The sequence below is a fragment of the Hymenobacter jeollabukensis genome (assembly GCF_005771675.1).
Lineage (GTDB): Bacteria > Bacteroidota > Bacteroidia > Cytophagales > Hymenobacteraceae > Solirubrum > Solirubrum jeollabukense.
On the sequence record NZ_VAJM01000026.1, the window covers coordinates 1 to 3,313 of the forward strand.

The 3,313-nt window shown below is 55.9% G+C and carries 2 rRNA genes; both read left to right on the top strand.

Annotated features, from left to right (window positions below):
• Positions 1-118 precede the first annotated feature (118 nt).
• Positions 119-3,025 (top strand): 23S ribosomal RNA (locus FDY95_RS26165).
• Positions 3,026-3,100: 75 nt separating this feature from the next.
• Positions 3,101-3,212: ribosomal RNA gene (rrf, locus tag FDY95_RS26170) — 5S ribosomal RNA — on the top strand.
• The last annotated feature ends 101 nt before the right edge of the window (positions 3,213-3,313 follow it).

The following is a 3,313-nucleotide window of genomic DNA, read 5'->3' on the forward strand; positions in this document are numbered from 1 at the left end:
ACGTTCTTTGACGTAACGGCTAGCAAATAAGAGAACAAAATGCCAGTTTCCAGCGATGGAAGATGGCATCACACGAGCGAACGAAAGACTGCTGATTACTCGCAGTCGCCCGTTACTTACGGAAGTAACGAAGGGCGCACGGGGGATGCCTAGGCTCTCAGAGGCGAAGAAGGACGTGATAAGCTGCGATAAGCGGTGGGGAGGGGCACATACCCGTTGATCCGCCGATTTCCGAATGGGGCAACCCACCACCTTGAAGAGGTGGTACTTTCTGCTTGCAGAAAGGGCGAACCCGGGGAACTGAAACATCTAAGTACCCGGAGGAACAGAAAATAACAATGATTCCCCAAGTAGTGGCGAGCGAACGGGGATTAGCCCAAACCGGGTTGGTTACGGCCAGCCCGGGGTTGTAGGACTACAACGTGGGACCGCCAACAGGTAGCAGAATGACGTGGGAAAGTCAACCAGAGACGGTGAGAGTCCGGTACGCGACAGTTGTTGGGGCCCTAGTAGGATCCTGAGTAAGGCGGGGCCAGTGAAACCCCGTCTGAATCCACCGGTACCATCCGGTAAGGCTACATACTCCTGAGAGACCGATAGTGAACCAGTACCGTGAGGGAAAGGTGAAAAGAACCCTGGATAAGGGAGTGAAAAGAACCTGAAACCGTGCGCTTACAAGCGGTCGGAGCCCCTTGGTGGGGTGACGGCGTGCCTTTTGCATAATGAGCCTACGAGTTACTCCTCTCTGGCAAGGTTAAGGTTGTGGACAACCGGAGCCGCAGCGAAAGCGAGTCTGAACAGGGCGCAGAGTCAGAGGGGGTAGACGCGAAACTTTGTGATCTACCCATGAGCAGGATGAAGGTTGGGTAAAACCAACTGGAGGTCCGAACCAGTTTCCGTTGAAAAGGATTTGGATGACTTGTGGGTAGGGGTGAAAGGCCAATCAAACTGAGAAATAGCTCGTACTCCCCGAAATGTATTGAGGTACAGCGTCGTGGTTGAGTCACGTGCAGGTAGAGCTACCGATTGGACTAGGGGGTGTCACAGCCTACCGAATCCAGACGAACTCCGAATGGCACGTTGATATACACGGCAGTGAGGCGTGGGGTGCTAAGGTCCCACGCCGAGAGGGAAAGAACCCAGACCATCCGCTAAGGTCCCTAAATCCGGGCTAAGTTGAACAAAGGAGGTCCAGTTGCCTTGACAGCCAGGATGTTGGCTTGGAAGCAGCCATTCATTTAAAGAGTGCGTAACAGCTCACTGGTCGAGCGACAGGGCATCGATAATACGCGGGCATCAAGTCCGGTACCGAAGCGATGGATTCGTCTTCTAGACGAGTGGTAGGGGAGCATTCCAGCAGCGGTGAAGCCATGACCGGGAGGCGTGGTGGAGCGGCTGGAAAAGCAAATGTAGGCATGAGTAACGATAATGGGGGTGCGAAACCCCCACGCCGATAGACTAAGGTTTCCTGCTCAACGCTAATCGGAGCAGGGTTAGTCGGGACCTAAGGCTAAGCTGAAGAGCGACGACCGATGGCCAGCTGGTTGATATTCCAGCACTTGTTTTGTGGAGTGATGCGGTGACGGAGAAGTGAAAGGCACGCGGGCGGACGGAAGTGCCCGTTGAAGCGCGTAGGTATTGTTGGGGTAGTTAAGTACGCCCCGATAGCTGAACCGTGATAGTAGACCAAGTCCTTCGGGACGCGGTCATAGTTGCCCTAATCAGACTCCCAAGAAAACCCGCTAAGCGTTTACCGCACAACAACCCGTACCGCAAACCGACACAGGTAGTCAAGGAGAGTATCCTGAGGCGCTCGAGTGAATCACGGCCAAGGAACTCGGCAAAATGGTCCTGTAACTTCGGGAGAAGGGACGCTTCCTGTCAGCAATGACAGAAGCCGCAGTGAAAAGGCCCAGGCGACTGTTTAACAAAAACACATGGCTTTGCGAACTCGCAAGAGGAAGTATAAGGCCTGACACCTGCCCGGTGCCGGAAGGTTAAGAGGGGAACTTAGCGCAAGCGAAGGTTTGAATCGAAGCCCCGGTAAACGGCGGCCGTAACTATAACGGTCCTAAGGTAGCGAAATTCCTTGTCGGGTAAGTTCCGACCTGCACGAATGGTGTAACGATCTGGGCGCTGTCTCAGCCGTGAGCTCGGTGAAATTGTAGTCTCGGTGAAGATGCCGAGTACCCGCCACGGGACGGAAAGACCCCGTGCACCTTTACTACAGCTTGACATTGACTCTGGGCACCGCATGTGTAGCATAGGTGGGAGGCGTTGAGCCGGGGCCGCTAGGTCTCGGGGAGCCGACGTTGAAATACCACCCTTGCGTTGCTTGGAGCCTAATCTCTAAACAAGGGAAACAGTGTCTGGTGGGTAGTTTGACTGGGGTGGTCGCCTCCAAAAGTGTATCGGAGGCTTTCAAAGGTCCGCTCAATCCGCTTGGTAACCGGATGCAGAGCGCAATAGCAGAAGCGGGCTTGACTGTGAGGCTGACACGCCGAGCAGGGTCGAAAGACGGATATAGTGATCCGGTGGTTCCGCATGGAAGGGCCATCGCTCAAAGGATAAAAGGTACGCCGGGGATAACAGGCTGATCTCCCCCAAGAGCTCATATCGACGGGGAGGTTTGGCACCTCGATGTCGGCTCGTCACGTCCTGGGGCTGGAGAAGGTCCCAAGGGTTCGGCTGTTCGCCGATTAAAGTGGCACGCGAGCTGGGTTCAGAACGTCGTGAGACAGTTCGGTCCCTATCTGTGGCGGGCGTTGGAATGTTGCGAGGACCTGACCTTAGTACGAGAGGACCGGGTTGGACCAGCCGCTGGTGTACCAGTTGTGCCGCCAGGTGCAGCGCTGGGTAGCTACGCTGGGTCGAGATAAGCGCTGAAAGCATCTAAGTGCGAAACTCACCTCAAGATGAGCATTCCGTTAATAAGGTCCGTGAGAGATCATCACGTTGATAGGCCGCAGGTCTTAAACCCGAAAGGGCCAGCCGAGCGGTACTAATGAACCGAACGCTTCCGAATGATAGCTCCATTCTACTTGTTTGCTGGCCGTGCGTCAATGCCTTCACGGCACCCGACTGGGGTGTCCGTCCTGATAATGGTGGCTTTAGCCCGGGTGTTCACCTCTTCCCATTCCGAACAGAGTCGTTAAGCCCCGGAGCGCCTATGGTACTGCCTTCGCCGGCGGGAGAGTCGGTCGCCGCCAACCTTATCACCTGCACAGCCCCCGCTGGCCTCTTCGGCCGCGGGGGCTGTGCCCGTTTATGGGCCCCCGCCGCCCCCCGGCCTGCCCCCACGCGCCGAGCACGT